The 16,748-nt window shown below is 64.1% G+C and carries 20 protein-coding genes; 7 read left to right on the top strand and 13 right to left on the bottom strand.

All coding sequences use genetic code 11. From position 1 onward, the window contains the following. The first annotated feature begins 208 nt into the window (after nt 1–208). Complete coding sequence (locus AC1RRJ_RS19125; protein ID WP_493125626.1) at nt 209–631, top strand: ExbD/TolR family protein; 423 nt, start codon at nt 209–211, stop codon at nt 629–631. Nucleotides 632–655: 24 nt separating this feature from the next. Here the strand turns inward: AC1RRJ_RS19125 and AC1RRJ_RS19120 are convergent, their stop codons facing one another. The 3 genes from AC1RRJ_RS19120 to AC1RRJ_RS19110 form a co-directional block, all read right to left on the bottom strand. Continuing rightward, nucleotides 656–1,198: a DUF1993 domain-containing protein gene (locus tag AC1RRJ_RS19120; RefSeq protein ID WP_493125624.1), complete on the bottom strand. Its 543-nt coding sequence runs from the start codon at nt 1,196–1,198 to the stop codon at nt 656–658. Between the two features lie 26 nt (nt 1,199–1,224). Beyond that, nucleotides 1,225–3,036 (bottom strand): ABC transporter transmembrane domain-containing protein, encoded by a 1,812-nt coding sequence (locus AC1RRJ_RS19115; protein ID WP_493125622.1) that lies wholly within the window; start codon nt 3,034–3,036, stop codon nt 1,225–1,227. A 104-nt stretch (nt 3,037–3,140) separates the two neighbouring features. Further along, complete coding sequence (locus AC1RRJ_RS19110) at nt 3,141–3,398, bottom strand: YjhX family toxin (protein ID WP_493125620.1); 258 nt, start codon at nt 3,396–3,398, stop codon at nt 3,141–3,143. 272 nt (nt 3,399–3,670) lie between these two features. Between AC1RRJ_RS19110 and AC1RRJ_RS19105 the strand changes: the two genes are divergently transcribed. Then, a complete protein-coding gene (locus AC1RRJ_RS19105) occupies nt 3,671–4,891 on the top strand; it encodes a polyhydroxyalkanoate depolymerase (protein ID WP_493125618.1) in 1,221 nt (406 codons plus the stop codon). A gap of 150 nt (nt 4,892–5,041) precedes the next feature. On the opposite strand, the gene AC1RRJ_RS19100 is transcribed toward AC1RRJ_RS19105, so the two are convergent. Both AC1RRJ_RS19100 and AC1RRJ_RS19095 read right to left on the bottom strand, forming a co-directional pair. After that, nucleotides 5,042–5,491 (bottom strand): hypothetical protein, encoded by a 450-nt coding sequence (locus tag AC1RRJ_RS19100; protein WP_493125616.1) that lies wholly within the window; start codon nt 5,489–5,491, stop codon nt 5,042–5,044. A 235-nt stretch (nt 5,492–5,726) separates the two neighbouring features. Then, the gene (locus AC1RRJ_RS19095; protein WP_493125614.1) at nt 5,727–6,122 is read right to left on the bottom strand and encodes a YkvA family protein; all 396 of its coding nucleotides are present in this window, start codon (nt 6,120–6,122) and stop codon (nt 5,727–5,729) included. A 24-nt stretch (nt 6,123–6,146) separates the two neighbouring features. Here AC1RRJ_RS19095 and AC1RRJ_RS19090 point away from each other — a divergent pair, with 24 nt between their 5' ends. After that, nucleotides 6,147–7,139 (top strand): dipeptide epimerase, encoded by a 993-nt coding sequence (locus AC1RRJ_RS19090; protein WP_493125612.1) that lies wholly within the window; start codon nt 6,147–6,149, stop codon nt 7,137–7,139. A gap of 59 nt (nt 7,140–7,198) precedes the next feature. Here the strand turns inward: AC1RRJ_RS19090 and AC1RRJ_RS19085 are convergent, their stop codons facing one another. Next, nucleotides 7,199–7,594 carry a VOC family protein gene (locus tag AC1RRJ_RS19085; protein ID WP_493125610.1) on the bottom strand — a complete coding sequence of 132 codons (396 nt, stop codon included), beginning with the start codon at nt 7,592–7,594 and terminating at the stop codon, nt 7,199–7,201. Nucleotides 7,595–7,700: 106 nt separating this feature from the next. Between AC1RRJ_RS19085 and soxR the strand changes: the two genes are divergently transcribed. Together soxR and AC1RRJ_RS19075 are read left to right on the top strand one after the other, a co-directional pair. After that, nucleotides 7,701–8,171 (top strand): redox-sensitive transcriptional activator SoxR, encoded by a 471-nt coding sequence (gene soxR, locus AC1RRJ_RS19080; RefSeq protein ID WP_088472538.1) that lies wholly within the window; start codon nt 7,701–7,703, stop codon nt 8,169–8,171. A gap of 89 nt (nt 8,172–8,260) precedes the next feature. Beyond that, nucleotides 8,261–8,746 carry a hypothetical protein gene (locus AC1RRJ_RS19075; protein ID WP_493125607.1) on the top strand — a complete coding sequence of 162 codons (486 nt, stop codon included), beginning with the start codon at nt 8,261–8,263 and terminating at the stop codon, nt 8,744–8,746. 198 nt (nt 8,747–8,944) lie between these two features. Here AC1RRJ_RS19075 and AC1RRJ_RS19070 read toward each other — a convergent pair whose 3' ends face one another. The 7 genes from AC1RRJ_RS19070 to AC1RRJ_RS19040 all read right to left on the bottom strand — a co-directional run bounded on the left by AC1RRJ_RS19070 (nt 8,945) and on the right by AC1RRJ_RS19040 (nt 14,517). Further along, a complete protein-coding gene (locus tag AC1RRJ_RS19070) occupies nt 8,945–9,235 on the bottom strand; it encodes a putative quinol monooxygenase (RefSeq protein WP_493125605.1) in 291 nt (96 codons plus the stop codon). A gap of 17 nt (nt 9,236–9,252) precedes the next feature. Then, complete coding sequence (locus AC1RRJ_RS19065) at nt 9,253–9,837, bottom strand: carboxymuconolactone decarboxylase family protein (protein WP_493125603.1); 585 nt, start codon at nt 9,835–9,837, stop codon at nt 9,253–9,255. Continuing rightward, nucleotides 9,837–11,018: an acetyl-CoA C-acyltransferase gene (locus AC1RRJ_RS19060; RefSeq protein ID WP_493125601.1), complete on the bottom strand. Its 1,182-nt coding sequence runs from the start codon at nt 11,016–11,018 to the stop codon at nt 9,837–9,839. Before AC1RRJ_RS19060 ends, AC1RRJ_RS19065 begins: the two co-directional genes overlap by 1 nt. Nucleotides 11,019–11,071: 53 nt before the next feature. Next, nucleotides 11,072–11,530 (bottom strand): MaoC family dehydratase, encoded by a 459-nt coding sequence (locus tag AC1RRJ_RS19055; RefSeq protein ID WP_493125599.1) that lies wholly within the window; start codon nt 11,528–11,530, stop codon nt 11,072–11,074. 96 nt (nt 11,531–11,626) lie between these two features. Continuing rightward, nucleotides 11,627–12,802 carry a mechanosensitive ion channel family protein gene (locus tag AC1RRJ_RS19050; RefSeq protein WP_493125739.1) on the bottom strand — a complete coding sequence of 392 codons (1,176 nt, stop codon included), beginning with the start codon at nt 12,800–12,802 and terminating at the stop codon, nt 11,627–11,629. A gap of 175 nt (nt 12,803–12,977) precedes the next feature. Next, nucleotides 12,978–14,360 carry a putative O-glycosylation ligase, exosortase A system-associated gene (locus tag AC1RRJ_RS19045; protein ID WP_493125597.1) on the bottom strand — a complete coding sequence of 461 codons (1,383 nt, stop codon included), beginning with the start codon at nt 14,358–14,360 and terminating at the stop codon, nt 12,978–12,980. Beyond that, entirely contained in the window at nt 14,353–14,517 is a 165-nt protein-coding gene (locus AC1RRJ_RS19040; protein ID WP_493125595.1) for a hypothetical protein, read from the bottom strand. Before AC1RRJ_RS19040 ends, AC1RRJ_RS19045 begins: the two co-directional genes overlap by 8 nt. Nucleotides 14,518–14,627: 110 nt before the next feature. On the opposite strand from AC1RRJ_RS19040, the gene AC1RRJ_RS19035 reads away from it, so the two are divergent. Beyond that, entirely contained in the window at nt 14,628–15,839 is a 1,212-nt protein-coding gene (locus AC1RRJ_RS19035; protein WP_493125593.1) for a TIGR04063 family PEP-CTERM/XrtA system glycosyltransferase, read from the top strand. Nucleotides 15,840–15,920: 81 nt separating this feature from the next. Continuing rightward, nucleotides 15,921–16,745, top strand: coding sequence for a hypothetical protein (locus tag AC1RRJ_RS19030; RefSeq protein ID WP_493125591.1), 825 nt, complete (start codon nt 15,921–15,923; stop codon nt 16,743–16,745). The last annotated feature ends 3 nt before the right edge of the window (nt 16,746–16,748 follow it).

Raw genomic sequence — 16,748 nt, 5'->3', positions numbered from 1 at the left:
CGCAAGGCGCCGCCCTTTCTTTATGGGCGCGGGTGGTGCCGCGCGGACCGGCGTCGCGCCGCCACGAGAGTAAGCGATCGGCGCTTGTCTTTGCGAAATTATGATATACCATGTCATTGTGGGGCATGGGGATGGTCTTGTGCCTCGACGCCGAGGCTGGCCGCCAATGAAGAGCCCGCGCGCCGGCCCGGAAACCGGGAGAGAGGCTATGCGCCGACGCCGCAGCATTTTCCGTGCCGACCCCAATGGCGACCCCGACATCAACACGACGCCGCTGATCGACGTCATGCTGGTGATGCTGGTGATGTTCATCATCACCATTCCGCCGCCGACACACAGCGTCGACGTGACGCTGCCGACAGGGGCGGGCGGGGTGAAGGTCGCCGACGAAAATCGCGTGACGATCGATACGGCTGACGTCATTCGCTGGAATGCGGAGGCGATCGACCTCGCCCAGTTGGGTGTGCTGGTGAAAGAGGCGTCGGAGCGCGCCGAACCGGCGACGATCCTGCTCGAGCCCGACGCCCGTGCGCGATACCTGCGCGTCGATCAGGCGATCGGCGCGATCCGGCGCAACGGCGGCAGCAAGCTCGCCTTTCCGGGTATACACGAATATCGCGGGCTGATCTGACCCTGCGGCGCCCCGTCGCCCGTGTCAGGCGGCGGGGGCGGTTCCCGGGCGCAGATAGCGCATGACGTAGCTGACATAATCGGCCTTGCCGAGCGGGACGCCCATATGGCGGAGCACCGCATAGGCGGCGACGCGGTGGAAGGCGAATTGCGGCTGCGCCCAGTCGCGAAGATAGTCGAACGCGGTCATGTCGAAGACCATGCCATTGGGCAGGGTGAAGCTGACCGCGCGGTCACCATCGTCGCCGAGCGCCGCAGGCTCGACGGTCCCGAGAAAGGCCAGGGTCGAGGCGATCTGTTCCTGCATGCCCGCGAAATCGGAGGCATCAGCGGCAAATTCGGGAACGTCCGAAACGCCGAGGCGCACCAGCGGCTGCAAGGCCTGAGCGCAGGTGAAGCGAACCTGCGATGCGAGCGGGAACATATCGGGCGCCAGCCGGGCCGCAGTGAACTGCAATTCGCCGACGCCGTTGGCCGTGCCCCAGCTCAACGCCTTGTCCAGCTCGCCGGACAGCGCCTTGAGGCCGTTCTGCCAGGCCGGGACGGAGAGATTATAGAGCAGCGACATCGGCATATCCTTCGTAGGGGCGGCGTTCAGGCGGCGGCGAGATTATCCTGGAACTGGAGTCGCGCGAGGCGGGCATAGAGGCCGTCGGCGGCGACGAGCTGATCATGCTTGCCCTCTTCGACGATGCGCCCGTCGTCCATCACGATGATACGGTCGGCGGCGCGCACGGTCGCGAGGCGGTGGGCGATGACGATCGTCGTGCGGTCGTGCATCAAGGTTTCGAGCGCGTCCTGAACGAGCTTTTCGGATTCGGCGTCGAGCGCCGAGGTCGCCTCGTCGAGCAGGAGCAATGGTGCGCGGCGGAGCAGGGCGCGGGCGATGGCGACGCGCTGACGCTGGCCGCCCGACAGGCGTGCGCCGCCTTCGCCCATGAAGGTATCGAGGCCCTGCGGCAGCTTGCGGAGAAACTCCTCGGCATTGGCGGCGCGCGCGGCGTCCCACAATTGCGCGTCGGTAGCATCCCAATTGCCGTAGCGCAGATTGTCGCGCGCCGAGGCGGCGAAGATTACCGTTTCCTGCGGCACCATCGCGATGCGGGCGCGGATGTCGGCGGGGTCGGCCTCGGTCAGAGGAACGCCGTCGAGAAGGATCTGCCCTCCCTGCGGGTCGTAGAAGCGCTCGGCGAGCTGGAACAGGGTCGACTTGCCCGCGCCTGACGGGCCGACGATCGCGATCGTCTCGCGCGGCCGGATGGCCAGCGAAAAGTCATGCAGCGCGGGGGCGTCGGGGCGGGTCGGGTAGTGGAATTCGACATTGCGGAATTCGAGTGTGCCGACGGCGGGCTCGGGGAAGGCGCGCGGGCTCGCGGGCGGGGCGATGCCGGGTTCGGCGTTGAGCAATTCGCTCAAGCGCTCGGCAGCCCCGGCGGCACGGAGCAGATCGCCATAGACTTCGGTGAGCGCGCCGAACGCGCCCGCGACGAGCCCGCCGGTGAGGACGAAGGCGGCAATCGTGCCGCCGGTGATCGTCCCCGCGGCGACACCGGCGGCGCCGTACCAGAGCAAGGTGGTGATCGCGCCGAAGAGCAGGCCAATGACGATCGCGGTCATCATCGCGCGCAGCCGGATGCGGCGCTTTGCGGTCTCGAAGGTCGCCTCGACCGCGTCGGCGAAGCGCGTCGCCTCGCGCGCTTCCTGACCAAAGGCCTGGACGATCTTCATCGCGCCCAATTGTTCGGCGGTGGTCGCGCCGATGTCGGCGACGCGGTCCTGGCTCGACCGCGAGACATTCTGCAGCTTTCGGCCGAGCAGCACGATCGGCATGATGATGATCGGGATGCCGAGCAAAATGCCGCCGGTGAGTTTGGGCGACAGCGAGAAGAGATAGGCGATACCGCCGATCCCCATCACCAGATTGCGCAGCGCCACCGATACGGTGGTGCCGACGACCTGTTCGATGATCGAGGTGTCCGACGTCATTCGCGAAGCGATCTCGGACGGGCGGTTTTCCTCGAAAAATCCGGGCGCGAGGCTGAGCAGATTGCGCTGAACCGCCTGGCGGATATCGGCGACGGTGCGTTCGCCCAGCCAGCTGACGAAATAGAAGCGCAGCGCGGTCGCGGCGGCGAGCAGCAGGACGATGATGTAGAACAGCCGGAAATGCGGGGCGACGTCGCCGCCGCCGGCGACGAAGCCGCTGTCGATCATTTCCTTGAACTGCCAGGGAATGGCGAGCGTCGCGAGCGCGGCGACGCTGAGCGCGACCGCGGCGATCAGCACTTGCAGCGGATAGCGGCTGGCATAATGCCATATCATGCGCAGGCTGCCGAGCTTGCGGCGGCGGGGCTCCGGCGCTTCGGTCGCGGCGGGGAGGGCGGATGGTTCGGATGTTGTCGCCATTGCGACGGCCCTAGCAGCCGCGATGACGCGGCTCAATGTCGCAGAATGGCGTCGGGCTTCAAAGATTATGAAGGGGAGCGCGATTATCGCGCTCCCCTTCTGCATCAACGGTTGTCGAGCTGCGCACGCACTGCGCGGAGCCCCGCCTGCGTTATGCGGTACGGCGCGCCGCCGTGCGAGGCGATGAAGCCGCGTCGCCGCAGCCGGTTGAACAGCGGCAGGCCGGTTTGCGCGAGGACGAAACCTTCGCGCGTGAAGCACAGCGCCTCGACGATCTGACCGTTTTCGTCGCGCCGATGACGGATCATGCCGCCTTGCGCCAGCACATGGAGCACGCGTTGCTCCGCTTTCGAAATATTCATGGGATATGTCCGGGATATAAAGCAACAAAGGCGCGCGGACACAGAGGTCAGCACGCTCCAGTCATCCCGTTTTCGCCGGGATGTTAGCGGTTGCCCGCAATCTCAGACATAAAAGGCTCCAGCGGCACAAAGGCGTGCCGTGGCCGCAGATTATGGACAAATATTCGCCACTGCAACGGTTATGATGCATTGCACAATAAAACCGAAGCCCTAGACTGTCCTCAACAAGCAGGCGCCGAAGAGCGCCGCTGGGGGCAACGCAAGGAACGAATATGCTCTATCACGCCTTTGAAATGCAGAAGAACTGGCTCGCCGGTGCCAGCGCGCTCGCGACCGCGGGAGCGCAGGCGATGCAACATCCCGCGAATCCGCTCGGCTATTTCGGCGGCAGCCCGATGTTCGCGTCGGCGCTGGAAGTCTTCGCCCATGCCTCCGCTCCGCGCGGCAAGCCGGGGTTCGATCTTTTCGAAACGACCGTCGATGGCGAGACGGTGCGGGTGACCGAGGTGATCGAGGCGCGCAAGCCGTTTGGGCAGCTCAAGCATTTCCAGCACAAGGGGACGAAAGGCGCCCCGAGGCTGCTGATCGTCGCGCCGATGTCGGGCCATTATGCGACGCTGCTGCGCGGTACGGTCGAGCGGATGTTGCCGGGCCATGACGTGTGGATCACCGACTGGCGCGACGCGCGCAACGTGCCGCTGGAGGCAGGAAAATTCGATCTCGACGATTATGTCGATTATCTGATCGGCTGGCTCGAGCATATCGGCCCCGGCGCGCATGTGCTGGCGGTGTGCCAGCCGTCGGTGCCGAGCCTTGCCGCCGCGGCGATCATGGCGGCCGACAAGCACAAGTGCCGTCCCGCGACGCTGACGATGATGGGCGGTCCGATCGACACGCGCGAGGCCCCGACCGCGGTCAACGAACATGCGATGACGCGGCCCCACGCCTGGTTTCAGGAAAATGTCATCGCGACGGTGCCCGCCTATTATCCCGGCGCCGGCCGCCGGGTCTATCCGGGTTTCCTGCAGCTTGCGGGCTTCATGTCGATGAATCTGGGTAATCACATGATGAGCCACTGGTCGATGTTCAAGCATCTGGTCGACGGCGACGGTGAGAGCGCCGACAAGACCAAGGAATTTTACGACGAATATCGCGCAGTGTGCGACATGACGTCGGAATTCTACCTCCAGACGGTCGACGTCGTGTTCCAGCGCCATTTGCTGCCCAAGGGCGAGATGCTGCACCGGGGCAAGCCCGTCGACCTGAATGCGATCGAGGATATTGCGATCCTTGCGATCGAGGGAGAGCGCGACGATATTTCGGGGCTCGGCCAGACCAAAGCGGCGCTGACGCTCACCAAATCGCTGCCGGCGGCGAAGAAGCAATATCTGATGGCGGAGACTGTCGGCCATTATGGTATTTTCAACGGCCGCAAGTGGCGTGACGATATTGCGCCGGTGGTCGAGAATTGGATCCGCAGCAACGGCGGGTGAGATGAAGCGGTTCCCCGGCGCAAGCCGGGGTCCGCAGTGGCGCAACGTGACAGCCGTTTTGCGATGCGCTGGGTACCGGCTTGCGCCGGGGAACGAGAATGGCAGGTAACGACCGATTGTGGACATCAGATCGTTGCCGTTGTTCCTGACCTAGATGATCGGGCGCCCCCACCGAGAACTTCCGAACGCGACGCTTTGCCATTGATCTCTGTTCCGCTGAAATATGGTGATGTAAAAATCGCCCCCAGCGATACCCTTGGTCTCAACATCAGTAATGACAAACGCAAAATCACCATCGAAAACGGGCGAGCGCAGGGTCAATCGTTGCTGACAACCGGACACCGATGATGCAGCGTCGATGATGCGGAACCCATGTTGCAAGGCTTGGCGAGGTGTCCGGAATGTCGCGGATCGTTTGGGCTTCGCTCGCGCCCATGCCATGGCTATTTCGTCGAACCGCGCATCGCCCGCGCGGAATAACTTACTATCATCTTTGAACAATAGCACATCGGGCCAAAACACGGTCGTCGCCGGGCTTACGGTAGAAATAAGACATGATGAACTATCCGTCGCCCGCATGTCTGCGAGGGAGAGGCTCAAGACGCTTTCCTCGCTTTCCGTCGGTGCCTCCATTACCCTCTCTTGAGCATCCTGTTGACCCCCGCATGCGCACAGAAAGAGTGGCAAGGAGAGCATCGCTGTTCGGAAAGATCGGCCTAGCATAGAAATGTAATAACATATCTTCTGGATAAAAGTAGCGGCTAGTTGTTCTCCGCCGAAGCAATGACGATGTCCGCTTTCCACCCCGTAACGGACATCCCACCCACCTGATTTTTTAATGCCAAGGCGATGTCCGTACGCTCCAGTAGACGAGATAGAGCAGCCCCGCCCACAGCAGCAGGATGAACGCCATGCCGACGCGGCTCGACGGGCGCTCGCTCGCGACTTCGGCGGCGGCATGGAGTTCGGTCCAGAGCGGAGCGGGGATCAGGCGGCGGACCGCCCACAATCCCAAGGGTATGATGATGAGATCGTCGAGCCAGCCCAGCACCGGAATGAAATCGGGAATGAGGTCGATCGGCGAGAGGGCATAGGCGGCGACCGCGATCGCCAGAAGGCGCGCGAGCCAAGGCACACGCGGGTCGCGCGCGGCGAGCCACGCGGCATGGGCTTCGACGGCGAGACGGTGGCCGAGATCGCCGATGCGTTCGGATAAGGATTTGCCGGTCATCGTGGACATCCTTACTGGTGTTCCATGGCCATCCAACTGAAAAGCGCGCGTGTCGAACGGTGGGCGGTCGCGGGGGCGTTCGTGATCAGTCGCGGCGCCAGGACGCATGTCGATGTTGTGGTCGCCGAGATCGAAGAGGAGGGCGTCGTCGGGCGCGGCGAGGCGACGCCGATTTATTATCATGGCGAGGATGCCACGGGGTGCCGCGACCAGTTGCTGCGCGTGGCGCCGCATATCGCCGGCATGGGCGCCGCGGAGGCGCGCGCGGCGGTGCAGGAATTGCTGGCACCGGGCGCGGCGCGCAATGCGCTCGACTGCGCGCTTTGGGATCTGGAGGCGCGGCAGCGGGGGCTTCGGCTCTGGCAGCTTGTCGGCCTCGACAGCGCACCGACTGCGCGCGTTACCGCTTTCACCATCTCGCTTGGCACCCCCGGCGCGATGGCCGAGCAGGCGGCGACCGCCGCGGCCGATGGCTATCGCCTTCTCAAACTCAAGTTGACCGGCGAGGAGGATCGGCTGCGCGTTGCGGCAGTCCGCAAGGGCGCACCCGAAGCGCGGCTGATTGTCGACGCCAATGAAAGCTGGGGTGAGATCGATATTTTGAGCGAGGCCGAAGCGCTCGCCGATATGGGGGTCGAAATGATCGAGCAGCCGGTACCGGTCGGCGCCGACGCGCTGCTCGACCCCATTTATGCGCCACTGCCTTTTGTCGCCGATGAAAGCTGCCACACCGCCGCTGATGTCGCGCGGATCGGTGCCTTTTACGACGGGGTGAATATCAAACTCGACAAGGCGGGCGGGTTGACCGAGGCGTTGCGGCTTGCCGATGCCGCCGACGCGGCGGGGCTGTCGATCATGGTCGGCTGTATGTTGTGTACCAGCTTGGCCATCGCGCCGGCCTTTGTGCTGGCGCAGCGGGCGCGTTGGGTTGACCTCGACGGACCCGCGCTGCTGGCGCGTGATCGTGACGGCGGGTTTGAATTTCGGGAGGGACGGATCGGGCCGCCTGTGCAGTAGGCGTCGTCCCCGCTTTCGCGGGGGCGACGGGGCTAGGCGGGTTTCCGGCGTTCCCCGCTTCAGCGCGGCAGCGGCGCCACATAGCTGACGACTTCATATTCGATGCCGTCGGGGTCGAAGAAATAGAAGCGGCGACCGGGTTCATAATCGCCATGGTTGAAGGGGATGAGGTCGACTGCCTTCACCCTCGCCTCGGTCGCGTCGAGATCGTCGACCTGCACCCCGACATGGTTGAGCGGTTCGCCCTTGGGATAGCGCCGCTCGGCATGCTCGCCATTGGGGCCGGTGTAGAGCGCGATATAGGCGCGGTCGCTGCCGACGTGGATCGTGTGGCCGCCGTCGCGTGCGGGGCCGCTCCAGCGCTCGTGCCAGCCGAAGATGGCGATCATCAGCGAGGCGGTGCGCGCCGGGTCGCTGACGGTCAGGTTCACATGTTCGATAAAAGGGTGCGTCACGTTGTCTGCTCCTGATTCGGGTTGACGCAAATCTTTTGCAAGCTCAAGTCAGGTTTAGATCAAGAGATATTTTGTGATGCCTTCGGGCTGACAGGAGGCAAGGCAGATGCATCGGCGCGATCTGATCCCCATTGGCGAACTCGCGACGCGAACCGGCGTCGCGGTATCGGCGATCCGTTTTTACGAAGCCAAAGGGCTGATCGCGGCGCTGCGCACCAGCGGCGGTCAGCGGCGCTTCCTTCGCGCCGACATCCGGCGTGTCTCCTTCATCCTGATCGCGCAGCAGCTGGGACTGAGCCTTGAGGAAATCGCGGCCGAACTGGCGCGCCTGCCGGCCGGGCGCAATCCCAACGCCGCCGACTGGACGCGGATCAGCACGGGGCTGCGCGCGCGGATCGACGCGCAGATTGTGGCGCTGGCGCGGACGCGCGAATTGCTCGACAATTGTATCGGATGCGGTTGCCTGAGCCTGAAAAACTGCGGGCTCTATAATCGCGCAGACAAGGCCGCGCAGCGCGGTGCGGGGCCGCGCTATCTGCTCGGCGACCGCGCGATGGAGATTGCGGAGGTCGGGTGATCCGGGCCCGGCACGCGCTCGACAGGCGAGGAAAGCTGATGTTATGCAACGATATCAGCCGTCAATCGGCGTTCCTCCGGAGAGGTCCCATGGTGAAAATATTCTACCCGATCCTGCTCGCCGCCGCCACGATATATGGGGCGCCCGCCGTCGCCGGGGCGCCGCCGCCATCCCCGCTGATCGGTAGCTGGGCGGTCGACACCGCCCGCCTGACGATGCCGCCCGAAGCGCGGCCGAAGAGCGTTACCATCACCTATGACGACGTCGGCGGCGGCAAGTGGCGGACGAATATCGAGGTCGTGCTGCCCGACGGAAAGAAGGTTCAGGCAATTTCGACCTATGTTCCCGACGGCAGCGCAACGCCGGTCGAGGGCAATCTGGAGGCCGATGTGGTGGCGACGCGGCTGCCCGAGCCCGGCGTGATGGTGACGGCGCTCGCGCTCGGCGGCGTTCCGGGGTCGATGCGCACCTATACCGTGGCCGCCGACGGCAAGACGATGACCGAGACGGTCGTCTATTTCAAATCCGGAGGCGTGCCCGCGATGCGGACGAATCACTTCAACCGCGTACGCTGAGGCGGATTGACGACCGGTTGTTTTGGGGTGGGAAGTGGACGCACCCAATGTTCGTTATCCCCGCGAAAGCGGGAACCCGGTGTGGGATCGACTCACGCCTGCTCTGCGTCCCCGCTTTCGCGGGGATGACGAATTGGAAGGAATGTGTCGGCCGGTTTCGGCCGCTAGCCGAGCTTCGTTCCTTCGAAGGAAGCCCGGTCAGACCGCCGGAAGCCGTTCGATTTCGGGAGCGCCGGTGAGGCACGGGCCAAGCTTTGCGCCGAGAGTGCGGAAATGGTCCGACGCGCGGTGCGCTTCGACCGCCGCATCGTCGTCATAGCATTCGAGCACCTTGTAAACGCCGGTCTCGCTCGTGCGGAACAGCTTGTAATAGCTGTTTCCGGGCTCGTTCGCGTGCACCGCGGGGGCGAGTTCGGCGAAGACGGCTTCGAATTCGGCTTCCTTGCCGGGTTGGACACGCAAGGTCGCGATGATGCCGATGGCACTCATATCATTCTCCCTTTGGATCAGGCCTTGAGGTCGGGGTCGACGGTCCAGCCGTCCTCAACCTGCACGCCGAAGCTGTTCAATATCATCGAAACCTGGGTGTATTGGCCGACGGTCATGACGAGGTCCATGCGGCCCTTGCCGCCGAGCGGCGCGAGCGCGGCCCAGGTCGCGTCGGTGACGAAATGGTCGCTATTGAGCTCGTCGGTCGCGCGGAGCATCGCGCGGTCGAGGTCGCTCCAGCCCGGTGCGTCTGCGCCGGACTTGATGCGGGTGATGTCGTCTTCGGTCAGGCCGCAGTCGAGGCCGATGCGCTTGTGCTGCGTCCATTCATATCCCGAGCGGCAATTGTAGCCGGTGCGCAGAATGACGAGTTCGCGGTCGCGCGGGCTGAGGGCGCTGCGTTTCGAGAGGATGTAATTGCCCCAGCCGAGAAAGGCGGTCAGCGCCTTGGGCGCATGGGCGAGGGTACGGAAGATGTTGAGAATCCGCCCGCCCCCGACCCTGCCACCATCGGTGGCAAGGAAGGGGTCGAGTGCGGCGCGCTGGTCGGCATCGAGCCGGTCCAAATCGACCGGCTCGATGCGCGGAGCGTCGAGGCGCATCAGAAGATCTCGAAGAGACCTGCCGCGCCCTGGCCGCCGCCGATGCACATGGTGACGACGGCATATTTGACGCCGCGGCGCTTGCCTTCGATCAGCGCGTGGCCCGCGCAGCGCGCGCCGGTCATGCCGAAAGGGTGGCCGATCGAGATCGAGCCGCCGTTGACGTTGAGCAGTTCATTGGGAATGCCCAGCTTGTCGCGGCAGTAAAGCACCTGCACGGCGAAGGCTTCGTTGAGTTCCCACAGGCCGATATCGTCCATCTTGAGCTCGAAGCGTTCGAGCAGCTTGGGGATGGCGAAGACGGGGCCGATGCCCATTTCGTCGGGCTCGGTGCCGGCAACCGCCATGCCGACATAGCGCCCAAGCGGGTTGAGGCCGCGCTTTTCGGCGACCTTGGCTTCCATCACGACGCAGGCCGACGAACCGTCCGACAACTGGCTGGCGTTGCCCGCGGTGATCGAATGGCCTTCGCCCATTACCGGCTTCAGGCTCGACAGGCCTTCGAGCGTGGTGTCGGGACGGTTGCACTCGTCCTTGTTGGCGGTGACGTCCTTGTAGGAAACTTCCTTCGTTTCCTTGTCGACGATCGCCATGGTCGCCTGACATGCGACGATTTCGTCGTCATATTTGCCCGATGCCTGCGCGGCGGCGGTGCGCTGCTGCGACTGGAGCGAATATTCGTCCTGCGCTTCACGGCTGATGCCGTAGCGCTTGGCGACAACCTCGGCCGTGCCGATCATCGGCATGTAGATGTCCTTGTGCATCTTGATCAGTTCGGCGTCGGTCTCAAAGAACAGCTTGCCGCTGCCGCTGACCTTCGAAATGCTTTCGACACCGCCGGCGACGCAAATATCCTGTCGATCGACGATGATCTGCTTTGCCGCGGTCGCGATCGTCATCAGGCCCGACGAGCATTGGCGGTCGATCGACATGCCGGGGACGGTGACGGGCAGTCCGGCGCGCAGCGCGATCAGACGCGCGACGTTCGAGGTCTGCGAGCCCTGCTGCATTGCGGCGCCGAAAACGACGTCGTCGATCTCTGCGCCTTCGAGCCCGGCGCGCTCGACTGCGGCCTTGACCGACCAGGCGCCGAGCGTCGGCGAGGTGGTGTTGTTGAACGAACCGCGACCCGCCTTGGTCAGCGGGGTGCGGGCGGTGGAAACGATGACGGCGTCACGCATGATGAACTTCCTTCTTGGTCAATCTGAACAGGTCTTTGCCGGGGAGGGCAGGATCAGACGAAAAACTGCGTGATCCATTCGGCGATCAGTGCAGGCTTTTCCTCGCCTTCGATCTCGATCGTGATTTCGTTGGTCTGTTGCCACTGACCCGGACGCTTTTCGTCGAGTTCGAGCAATTTGATGTGGCTGCGCACGCGCTTGCCCGAGCGGACGGGCGCGAGGAAGCGGACTTTGTTGCCGCCGTAATTGACGCCCATTTTGACGCCCGAAACCTTGGGGCCGTCGGTGCTGGCGCCGAGCAACGGGATCAGCGACAGGGTCAGGAAACCATGCGCGATGGTGCCGCCGAACGGGGTCAGTTTGGCCTTTTCGGCGTCGATATGGATGAACTGATGGTCGCCGGTCGCGTCGGCGAACTTGTTGATCATATCCTGATCCACCAGCACCCAATCCGAGGTGCCGAGATGCTCGCCGACCTTGGCTTGCAGTTCCTGTGGCGTGATTCCGCCCATCGATCTTCCCCTATCCAAATCTTGTGAGGCGCGGTTTCTAGGCCCGTCGGGCGCCAAAGCACAAGGGCCAAGCGTTTGCGCCGCAGCGCCGTAGCGTCAGCCCGCGCCGACGGCCTTGGCGGCGCTTGCCTTGGCCCGCGAAGACTCGGCATAGGGCATGATCATCGTGCCGTCGGGTGCGGCGGTAAAGGTGGTTTGCGTGGGATAGGCGAATTCATATCCCGCGGCATGCATCGCCTCGAACAGGCGAATGCCGATGTCGGTGCGCGCCGCCGCGACGACATCGAAATCATCGCTGAACACGTCGAAGAGCAGTTCGAAGTCGAGGCTCGACGGGCCGAAGGTCAGGAAGCTCGACCGGATGAACTCATGTCCACCCGCCTGGACCTGCGCTTCGAGCAAGGCGGGAAGGTCGCGCAGCATCGCGGGGGTCGTCTGGTATATGACGCCGATCTTGAATGTGATCCGGCGGCGGTGGAGATTGGCGAAATTGGTGATTTCCTTGCCCAGCAAATTGGTGTTCGAAATCACCAGCAATTCGCCGTTGAGCGAGCGCAACCGCGTGCTCTTCAGTCCGATGCGTTCGACCGTCGCGGTGCTCAGGTCATATTTGATCGTTTCGCCGACGCGGAACGGCCGGTCGAAGATGATCGACAGCGACGCGAACAGGTCGGAAAAAATGCCTTGTGCGGCAAGGCCGATCGCGATGCCACCGATGCCGAGGCCGGCGACGAGCCCGGTGACATTGACCCCCATATTGTCGAGGATAACAACTGTCGCGATCGCGAACAGCGCGACGCTGATCAGCAGGCGGATGATCCCCATCGCATTGGCGAGCGTCTCATTATGCCCGTCGGCGGCGCGGCGCTGGATCAGGCCGATAAGGATCTCTCGCGCCCAGATTGCGACCTGCAACACCACTGCGACGGTGAAGACGAACTGGACCGTCGCCATGATGATCGCCGGCGGCTGCGCATAGCTGGCGACCAGCCGGATCGCGACGATCGCGAGAACCGCCGACTTTGTCTTGTGGAGGACGCGTCCGACAATGTGGGTCAGGGTAAACTGGCCTGGCGCGGCGAGCGCCCGCTTGAGCGCGAAACCGCGGATCATCGACAAAAGGAAATAGATGGCGAGGCCGGCACCCACTGCAATGGCTATCGCCAGCCAGTGGCTGTGTACCCAGGCGACACCGCTGTCCCAGAGCAGACGCAGATCCTCCAGCGGGTCGGTCGCGGCGAGGTTTCCGGCTGGCGGGGTTTTCGCGGCGATACCGGTGGCGGCGGCAAGAATAGGGAAGGTCACATCGGTCCTCTTGGGCAGGATCAGGCAGAACGCAGCAGCGCCGTGTGCCGGGGATAGGTCAAAAACATCGGTTCGTAACGCGAAAGATGGTCGCTTACGCGGATATGGGACAGGAGCGCCCGGCCGCCGCGATGGTTCCGCCTTAACCCCGGTTCGGAAAGCCGGGACGTGCGGGCACCTGCGCCGGGCGTGCCATCAGCGGGCGCCAGCCCGATTCCTGTTCGCGGCGGCGGCAATAGGTGTAGAGCCCCATTTCCAGCGCCAGCATCATATAGATGAAGGGCTGGAACGCGATGCCGACGAACAGCGACCCGACCATATAGACGATATGGCCGTGCTGGAGCGCGGTGGCGAGCGGGGCGATCCATTGTTCCTCGGCGCGGCGGGTCTTGAGATAGCGGCGGCGAAGCCGTTCCATCTGGGTCAGTCCGCTGATGTGGAGGATCAACCACAGCATCAGGCCGGGATACCCCTGTTCGCCCAGCATTTCGAAATAGCTCGAGTGATAGGCGCGCGACTTTTCTTCATAGACGATCGCTTCGGAATCCTGGGGCGCATCGGGATTATAGCTGCTCGCCGCCTTTTCGACGCGGACATGGTTCTGGATATAGGCCTCGAACCCGCCGCCGAGGGGGTTTTCCTTCGCATAGTCCCAAGTCCAGGCCCACACTGCGACGCGGGTCGAAGCCGACTGGTCGGATTTGTGATCGCGAATCGTTTCCATGCGCTGGGTAAAGCTTTGCGGCAGGAACGGGATGGTGGCGACGGCGAGCAGCCCGGCGCCCGCGATATAGAGGAAGCGGTGCTTGACCGCGCGCAGCGACAGGATGGCGAGTACCGCGAGGCAAACGAGCCCGGTGCGCGCCTGCGTCCCGATCGGCAGCAGCATGCAAGCGAAGCAGAGCGCGAAACAAAAGAGCGAGACGCGCCAGTCGGGCGGAAAGATGGTGCCATGGCGGCGATACCAGAGGATCAGCGGGATGATCGAAATCCCGACCATCGACATGATAGACCCTTCGTAGAGGCCGTAATTTTCGTTGAGCAGCAGTTGCAGTTGGCCATAGCCGCCACCGCCTGCAATGGTCTTGAGCCCGCCCGCGATCGCGATCGACGCCGCCGACAACAGCATGATCAACGTCAGTGCTTCGATCCTCAGCTTGGTACGCAGGGTCAGCGGCAGGAAAATCGCCCAGACGAGGGCCTTCCACACCCAGCTCCATTTATCCTGCGCCTCGACCGGGAAATCGGCCATCATCGTCGTCATACCGCAATAAGCGAGCAGCATGACGAGCAGCAATTGCCGTCCCGACCACCGCGTGTCGCGCTTGTCGTCGGCAAACAGCCAGCCGCCGATCGCGAGACCAAAGACGATCAGCGAGATCGGGATCGAGTTGATCAGGAAATAGCTGAGCCGCTGCGGCGCGACGATGTCGATGTAGCAAAAGCACAGGACGAACAGGAACGGCCGGCGAAAGCCGAGCCCGATGAAAGTGAAGAGAAAGGCGACGAAGGCGATGTCACGCATCGGTAGGCGTGTCCCTGTTCGTCATTTCGGCATCGCGGCCTTGCTGCCACAGCTGGCGCGGGCTGATCTCATGATCGAGGTCGTCGCGGTGGAGCAGACGCCAGAGCGCGATCGCCATCAGCACATGGGTCAGGGCAATGGAAAGATTGTCGACCATCGGTTCCGGTAACGCCTTGCTTTCTCTTGCGAACCCAATGGTCGCCTCAGCGGCTTTAAGCGAATGGGGTTGACGCGGCGTTAAGCCTTCTATGTCAGGGCGCCTAGCCCATGACACGCATTTTACATGTTCTCGACCATAGCCTGCCCGCGCACAGCGGCTATACGTTTCGCACCCGCGCGCTGATGAAGGCGCAGGTCGCGAACGGGTGGGAGGTCGCGGGCGTCACCGGGGTGCGTCATCCCGAGCCCGGCCCTGATGGCGAAACGGTCGACGGACTGACCTTTTATCGCACGCCGCCGATCGCGCCTGCGCGCTCGCCAATCCGCGAGTGGCGCGAGATTGGCGCCTTTGCGGACCGGATCGAGGCGCTGGCCCAAGAGTGGCGGCCCGACGTTCTCCACGCGCATTCGCCGGTGCTCGACGCCATGGCGGCGCTGCGTGTCGGCAAGCGGCTCGGCATTCCGGTGATTTATGAAATCCGCGCATTCTGGGAGGATGCGGCGGTCGGCAACGGCACCGGGACCGAGCGCAGCGCGCGCTATCATTTGACGCGTTGGCTGGAGACCCGTGCGGTCAAGTCGGCCGACGCGGTTGCGGTGATCTGCGAAGGGCTGCGCCGCGACCTGATCGCGCGCGGCATCGATCCGGCGAAAATCACCGTCTCGCCCAATGGCGTCGATCTTGAGCTGTTCGGCGATCCGCCGCCGCGCGATGATGCGCTCGCCGGGCAATTGGGCCTCGCCCCGACCGATGCGGTGATCGGCTTTATCGGCAGCTTTTACGATTATGAGGGGATCGACGATCTGATCGCCGCAATGCCGGCGCTGGTCGCGGCGCAGCCGGCGGCGCAGGTGCTGCTCGTTGGCGGCGGGCCGATGGAGGCGGCGTTGAAGCAGCAGGCGGCGGCATCGCCGGTTGCGGGGCATATCCATTTCGTCGGCCGAGTGCCGCACAATCAAGTCGAACGATATTATTCGCTGATCGATATCCTTGCCTATCCGCGCAAGAAGATGCGGCTGACCGACCTCGTCACCCCGCTGAAGCCATTGGAGGCGATGGCGCAGGGCAAGCTGGTCGCTGCGTCCGACGTCGGCGGGCACCGCGAACTGATCGAGGATGGCGTGACGGGCAGCCTGTTCGCGCCCGACGACCCGGCAGCGATTGCCGCGACATTGGCGGCGCTGTTGGCCGATCGCGGCATGTGGGACGCGCGCCGCCGCACTGCACGGATTTTTGTCGAAGCCGATCGTAACTGGTCATCAAACATTTTACGTTACGAGCCGGTTTACCAGCAATTGCTGCGCCGCAACCCGGCCTGACGCGATCGAAGCAAGGCGCCGCCGCGGCGCCGACGGATTTGGAATGATATGGAATACGCCAGCGAAAATTCCGGAATACCGATGTGGAAGACAGTGGTGCGCAGCCTGCGCCCCGCCATCCCTGCGGTGATCGGCGCTGCTGCGCTGGCGTTTTTGTTCGCTGCGGTCATGCCCTTTTCCTGGGTCGCGGGGATCAGCTGGAATCTCTACCTTGATCGTCTCTCGGACTTGTTCGTACAGCCGATCGGCAATGGTGGACGACTCGCGTTGGCGCTCGGCATGGCCGCAGTCGCCGCGCTGATCGCCGGCATCGTCGCGCTGGTTGTCGCGAAGCCCGAGGAAACCGGATTTTCGGCGCTGCGCCGCCATATGCGCCGCCGCAATGAACGCGAGGCGGCCCACGATGATGCGTTGCCGCGCCGCCGCGCCGATTTGCACCCCGACGATCCGCCGCGCCCGCCGATTCGCGCCGGGCGCGACCTGCCCGCCGAAGGGCTGGGGCCGTTGATCATGCCCCTCGCCGCCGAGGCTTATGACGACGCCGACATCGCTTTCGCCGAAGCGGCGGACGAATATGATTATGGCGACGAACTGGTGTTGGCCGATCTCGCGCCGGCCGGGCCCGCCCCGACGGGCGACGAGCCCTGGCTGCAGCCCGCCGAAATGGCGCCCGAGTTGGTGAAGGGGGAGCCGGCGATATCCGACCCCATCGACAACAGCCTGGGCGCGCTGGTTGCCCGGCTCGAGGCGGGGCTGGCGCGCCGCCGCGAGGTCGAGGCCATGGTAGTCCCTGCCGCCGCGATGCCCGATGCGGCGATCCCGGTGCGCAGCGAGCCTGAAGTCGATTTCGCGCTCGAAGCCGCGCTCGGCACATTGCAGCGGATGACGCGCAGCGCGGCGGGTTGATCG

The organism is Sphingopyxis sp. GW821-FHT12C06, from assembly GCF_058807415.1.
The sequence above is the reverse complement of the archived record's forward strand: the minus strand, read 5'-3'. Positions and strand labels throughout refer to the sequence as shown.